The sequence below is a fragment of the Cyanobacteriota bacterium genome (genome assembly GCA_025054735.1).
Classification (GTDB): domain Bacteria; phylum Cyanobacteriota; class Cyanobacteriia; order SKYG9; family SKYG9; genus SKYG9.
The window spans coordinates 1-5,188 of sequence record JANWZG010000294.1; the positions used below are offsets into that span (position 1 = coordinate 1).

A 5,188-nucleotide genomic window follows, 5' to 3' on the forward strand; every position below is an offset into this window, starting at 1 on the left:
GCCGTAATATCTACGGTGACCTGTTTTACTCCCGGTAGTGTCTTTACTGCTCGTTGACAATCTTCCACAATAAATTCGCGTAGTGGGCAAGCAGGTGTGGTTAGAACCAGGGTGAATTTCACATCACCAGCTTCATCGACTGTAACGTTACGAATCATGTTTAACTCGACTAAACTGCGGCGCAGCTCAGGATCTTGGACAGGTTTCAGCACGTCCAACACAGCAGCAACATCTACCATGATCTCTCTCTAGGGGAATAAAAATCGGCTTGATTTGTTCGATTCATGCAACTCACTTAATTGATCTTAAAGGCTTTTGTGTGGGGTTTTGATGGATAGCAGGCATCAAGTTGATGGAATGCCGACGACAGAACCCTCGCCAGCTATCACCTCACCAATTTCCCAAGCAGTTACAGCATTGTCTTGCAGCACTGTTAACACATCGTCTGTATAGTCAGTGGGTACGATTAGTGCAAAGCCAATCCCCATATTGAACGTTGTGAACATTTCTGCAATCGCAACATCACCCTGAGTAGCCAACCAGTTAAAAATCGGTGGCTGTTGCCAACTATTAGGATCTAAACGTAGGGCCTGGCCATGTCCCAGACAACGGGGCAGATTTTCCGGCAAACCGCCGCCAGTGATGTGTGCCATACCGTGAATTGGCAGATTTGCTTGTTGAATGGCCCGCACTGGCTGAACGTAAATTTGTGTGGGGGTCATTAGCAGATGCCCTAATCTCTGGCCTTCTAGTTCAGGAGGACAGTAATCGAGGGCATGGCGTAGCAAGTCAACTTCAGAACGATCGCCACCTAGCTCAGTAGCTGCCAAGTGGCACAAAATTTTTCGCACTAGGCTGAAGCCATTGCTATGAACTCCCTGGCTCGCCAAACCAATTACGCGATCGCCAACCTGCACCCTGGAGCCATCAAGAATATTGGCCTTTTCCACAACACCCACACAAAAGCCAGCTAGGTCATACTCGCCTGGTTGATAGAATCCTGGCATTTCAGCCGTTTCACCACCTAAAAGGGCACATCCTGCCTGACAGCACCCTTGGCTGATTCCAGCCACTACCTGTGTTAAGACTTCTGGTTGTAGCTGGCTCGTTGCTAAGTAGTCTAGAAAAAACAGTGGTTCTGCGCCGCAGGTCAACACATCGTTGACGCACATAGCCACTAAATCAATGCCGATCGTGCTATGGACATTCTGACTCTGAGCTAGTTTGAGCTTTGTGCCAACTCCATCAGTCCCTGATACCAACACAGGGTGCTGATACCCGGTGGGCAACTCAAATAAGCCGCTAAAGCCACCCAGTTTCCCCAATACACCGGGTCGATAGGTTCCTTCCACCAGAGTTTGGATCCGTCGTACAAAGTCGCGTCCTGCTTCAATATCTACCCCAGCTTGGCGATAGTCCATAAATAAGCACCATCAGTAAGGTTGCTTCGCTACTGCCAGCACTGTGACAGCAATGATGTAACCAGTAAAGTTTAATGTCTGTAACATCACAATTTTATGTTAAGTTTTGCTAACAAAATCCAAGCCATGAAAATTTATGGATCAGCGAAAAATCCTTATTCCTAGAGGGATAGCCCCTGGAGTTGAGATTTTCATAAATTTGTGCATCCCCCAGCAACCCTGATCCCAGAATCAAAAGGTTTGTGATAACGTATTTCAGCTTGAGTTATTCATACATAAACACGAAATGAGTACGACTTCCTAGCATTCGGCTAGGTTATGGCAGTTTTTGCTAGTCGTCCGGTTCGAGTTGTTTTTCTATGAGGTTTATGAATCATCAGTTATTAAGTGGTTTAACAGCAACATTGCTGATTACAAACTTGAGTGGTGCGCCTTCGAGTTATGCTGAGTCGGCTGAGCTTGCTGAACTAACCCAAAAGTCAGCAAACCTAATTGCAACTGACTCTACGACGACACCTGAGTCGATCGTGCGTGACAGTGCAACTACGTCTGCTCCTGTTGACCAACCTCGGATGAACGGTCAGAGTTCGATCGCCGAGATTCTTGCCCATGAGGTATCGGGGCGACGAGCAGCAACGCTGTACGTGCGAGACATTCCAGTGCTGACTTTTCTAGATAGTACGTTGTCTTCGGCTGACCAGCGTTCCAATAGTGCTAGCACCTTGCCCGTTGATGTAAGCGCTACCCAGCCTGATTCCGTTGCTCAGCAACCTAGCGGCAGCTTCCAATTCTCCCAGTTGCAGAGCGACCCTGTCTGGAGAGCGATGACATTGGCAACTCAACTGAACTACTTACATCAACAACAACTCGATGCGACAAAAATCACCGTGAAGTGGGAGTCGGATCCGAATGTAAGGGAAGTTTCTATGCTTCCTGCTATGAAGGCTGACCAACAGTTGCCTAGCTATCCGTCAACCCTAGTTGCTGGTACACCTACATTGGATGCAGCAAAACTGCCCACGTCTACTTCAGTTCCTACAGGCGCAGTGAGTACTCTCGTTGTGCCACCAACTCGCTCTAACAATCCTCAGAGGGGGCGTTATGTGATTCAAGTGGATGGCAAAAATTTGCTGGTTATGGATACGACCACGATTTTGTCGGGGACAACCCAAAATCCTGCTGAAGATGCACTGCAAGCAACCAATCGTCTGCGGCGATTAATGGGGAATGCACCACCGTTGAAGGAAATTATGGGTATGCCTAAGGTTGAACAGACGGCTGTTGCCTATCGAACTCCTCGGTATCAATTTACTGGCATGGCATCTTGGTATGGTCCTGGCTTCCATGGCAATTACAGTGCTAATGGTGAGGTCTTTAATCAATTTGCCCTGACAGCAGCTCACCCTCATCTGCCGTTTGGTACCATGGTTAGAGTTACAAACCTCGACAACGGTAGATCAGTGGTTGTACGTATCAACGATCGTGGCCCCTATGCAGGAGGTCGCATTATCGATCTGTCTATGGGAGCAGCCGAGGCAATTGGTATGCTGTCTAGTGGTGTGGCCCAAGTCAGACTAGAAGTCCTGAACTAGGCTACTTTAGCATTGCCGAATTGAAGAGTTGACGAATTGAATGTCAACCATCTAATTCCCCGAGCGGGTAAGGTCATGCCTTGCTCGCTTTGTTGTAGGTATAGCGACAGGCTAGAGGGTTATGCTGTTGCAGCTCGCGATTCAGAATTTAGCTTGATGACAAATTGGATAACCAATGGTCTTGGTCAGGGCTGTCTTTGGCGATAACGAGGTAAGTTTGGTGAGAGCGTTCTATTACCAGTACTTGTTCACCCCGTTGAGGGGCGATCGTTGCCCAAGGAGGTAGGGCAGCATTCACCGTGATGCGGTTGCGGGCAGGGTCGATCACATCCACTTGCCCAATTTTGCCCTCTAGAATGGAGGGAATACGGGCAGTGCTAACTGTACCAATGCAACCAATGACCCGATCGTCACTAGCATCTTCTCCGAAAGAGGCGAAGACTTGGCCTAAGGGCCGAGAGATAAAGCCACCGAACGTCAATGAAATGACTAACGACCCTATCAATACTACGCCTGCTAGAATGCCACTTGTGGTGGTGTTGAGCAGGCTACTAACTGCTACATTCAGCATCCAGCCCAATAGACCCCACAAACTTAGATCAGTTGCCAGCAGTAGTATCAGGGGAGCTTTGCCCAAACCTAGCCACCCTAAAAGTTGAACAGGGCTGGACATATCATTTGCATCAACATCAACATGCAGAGAACCGTTATCTACAGCTAAATCAACACCTGCGTCTACATTGATATCTGCACTCATGTCGGCATCCACATCTGCATCGTGCTCACCAATGCCAGAGATAATCACAGTCAAAAATAGCACTATGCCAGCACTAAGCAGAACCCAATAGGGCAGATTCGAGGGATGGAAAATCATAAGGTAGACAGATTACAGCATAATAGACAGCCGATATTACAACCATACGTTGGTCTTTTCAGAATCGTCACCTCTGCCAGCTATTTTAATAGTTACTGCTCATCCAAACTCTAGCAGCCTGCGACCCAAGTATTCTGTAAACAGCCTATTTATCCAAAATCTTGCCTACTGGGAATTGCTAGGAGTAACCTGTAGCGAGATGTAGAAGAGGTTGTTGGTAACGATAGTACATGGGATTAGGTAATCGGCAGCAACTCAAGGCAGCCACAGAAAAGGCAGGCACGATCAAACAAGTATGCGATCAAGCGAAGTATGCAAACAAGCAAGTATTAGTGAAAGTTGGTGATTGTGTTACACGGGCAAACTGTATACCAAACTACTGTATTCTTGATACAGATCGCTGGTGGTCGATGCAGATTGCTTGCAGCGCAGACTCTCAAGTTCACCTCACAGATAGATGAAGTTGTATACGATGAAGGTCTGTACGAAGCTAACTCTTGTTGAGACCCGTAGTAAAAACTTGACTGCAAATGGTCTAACTATTGCAACAGGTTTGGTGCATCTATAGGTTACAGCTTGAAAGGATAACTACAGGGATAGCTATGTAGAACAAATATCCTGCCTGTATGGGGGCAGCTAGGATAACAGTGCTACTATCCATTCCCCTTAGGATCCTAAAGCGTTAAATACCAACAATTGCTAAATAGTGCCCAAGTTAAACCGTGGGCATAGGTTTAGGGTGCAATCTATGGAAACGTTTTTTATCACTAGATTGATTTCATGAAGAAGACAACGATCGCATGGCTCGCATCTGCCAGTTTTTTCGTATTGACGTTTGTTCACACAGACCAAATTGGGGCGCAACAGTCTGTTAGGGTGCGCGTAAACCGTTGGTTAGAGGTACGACAAGTTTTCGGGAATGTCACTTACCTGAAGGGGGGAAGTTCTAGACGGGCTAAGGTTGGCGATCGTCTGCAAGTAGTCGGTGATGGGCTGCGTACCGAGCCAAATGCTTCCGTGCGGCTAGCCATTGATACTGAAGTAGGGTTTGTTACCATTCAAGAGAAAACCACAGTACGGATTCAAGGGCTTCAAGTAGCTCCAGATAATGGACGGATTACCCGGCTACATGTCTCCGGTGGACAGGTACAGGTACAGGTGCGCCCTTTTACCCATCGTGGTTCTCGTTTAGAGGTGACGACACCCTCTAGTGTAAGTGGTGTGCGCGGTACTCAGTTTGGCATTACAGTTCAGCCCAACGGCAGAACCGGGCTAGCTACCCTAGAGGGCAGTGTGACTAG

5 protein-coding genes are annotated in these 5,188 nt (G+C 47.6%); 2 read left to right on the top strand and 3 right to left on the bottom strand.

What is annotated here, in order from left to right:
- Together NZ772_13395 and purM are read right to left on the bottom strand one after the other, a co-directional pair.
- Positions 1 to 239 (bottom strand): iron-sulfur cluster assembly protein (locus NZ772_13395; protein MCS6814544.1); only part of this gene is annotated, 239 nt, incomplete at its 3' end.
- 105 nt (positions 240 to 344) lie between these two features.
- Positions 345 to 1,421, bottom strand: a complete 1,077-nt coding sequence (purM, locus tag NZ772_13400) for a phosphoribosylformylglycinamidine cyclo-ligase (GenBank protein ID MCS6814545.1) — start codon at positions 1,419 to 1,421, stop codon at positions 345 to 347.
- 368 nt (positions 1,422 to 1,789) lie between these two features.
- Between purM and NZ772_13405 the strand changes: the two genes are divergently transcribed.
- On the top strand, positions 1,790 to 3,013 hold the full coding sequence (locus tag NZ772_13405; protein MCS6814546.1) for a septal ring lytic transglycosylase RlpA family protein: 1,224 nt from the start codon (positions 1,790 to 1,792) through the stop codon (positions 3,011 to 3,013).
- 148 nt (positions 3,014 to 3,161) lie between these two features.
- Here NZ772_13405 and NZ772_13410 read toward each other — a convergent pair whose 3' ends face one another.
- Positions 3,162 to 3,887 carry a YqiJ family protein gene (locus NZ772_13410; protein MCS6814547.1) on the bottom strand — a complete coding sequence of 242 codons (726 nt, stop codon included), beginning with the start codon at positions 3,885 to 3,887 and terminating at the stop codon, positions 3,162 to 3,164.
- A gap of 780 nt (positions 3,888 to 4,667) precedes the next feature.
- Between NZ772_13410 and NZ772_13415 the strand changes: the two genes are divergently transcribed.
- A partial coding sequence (locus NZ772_13415) for a FecR domain-containing protein (GenBank protein MCS6814548.1) occupies positions 4,668 to 5,188 on the top strand: 521 nt, incomplete at its 3' end.

Excerpts from the sequence above, each read along its gene's own strand:
- NZ772_13405 (MCS6814546.1), top strand. The coding sequence starts at position 1,790 with ATGAATCATCAGTTATTAAGTGGTTTAACAGCAACATTGCTGATTACA.
- purM (MCS6814545.1), bottom strand. The coding sequence starts at position 1,421 with ATGGACTATCGCCAAGCTGGGGTAGATATTGAAGCAGGACGCGACTTT.
- NZ772_13410 (MCS6814547.1), bottom strand. The coding sequence starts at position 3,887 with ATGATTTTCCATCCCTCGAATCTGCCCTATTGGGTTCTGCTTAGTGCT.